This is a genomic window from Paracoccus fontiphilus (assembly GCF_017356265.1).
GTDB lineage: Bacteria > Pseudomonadota > Alphaproteobacteria > Rhodobacterales > Rhodobacteraceae > Paracoccus > Paracoccus fontiphilus.
The window spans coordinates 1-564 of the sequence record NZ_JAFNAW010000181.1 but is presented as its reverse complement, the minus strand read 5'-3'; the positions used below and the strand labels follow the sequence as shown (position 1 = coordinate 564).

The 564-nt window shown below is 74.1% G+C and carries 1 pseudogene; it reads left to right on the top strand.

The annotated features are described in order from the left end of the window. A pseudogene (locus J0F76_RS20760) lies at positions 1-564 on the top strand (hypothetical protein); the annotation flags it as partial.

The following is a 564-nucleotide window of genomic DNA, read 5'->3' as shown; positions in this document are numbered from 1 at the left end:
GACGACCAGCCGACCCGCCTGACCCGGTCCGAGGAACGCGCTTTGACCCGGTTGCTGCGCGACCTGCGGACGGCGCAAGCCGGGGGGGCGGGGCTCAGCCCCGCCGAACGCGGCGCCGTCATCCTGCTGGCCGATGCGCGTCCGACCCGAAAGCCAGTATCCGTAAACGCACCATCCAAGCGCGCGGTCCAGGACGCCGTCGCCGCCGCCGTGGCCGATTCGGGACGCCCCGAAGGCCGCAGCAGCGCCGCCCGGCCCGCATCATCGGCCCCGGCCCTGGGACTGGGCCAGTCCAGCAGGCCCATCGCGCGCCCCGGCGGATCGCGAACAACAGCCCGCAGCGATCCCGGCCCCGGCAATGCCAGCCTGTCAAGCGGCGCCATCGACCAGGCCGTCGCCGCAGCCGTTTCCGAAAGCTCTTCCCTGCCAGGCGCCGTCGCTTTGACGGCGCTTCGTTCATCTGCCCTCCCGCCACGCCGCGCGGGACGCGCCGGTGCCGCCGCCATCGCGGCGGCCGTGGCCGCAGCGCCGCTGGCCCCCACCTGTCTCTTATACACATCTCCG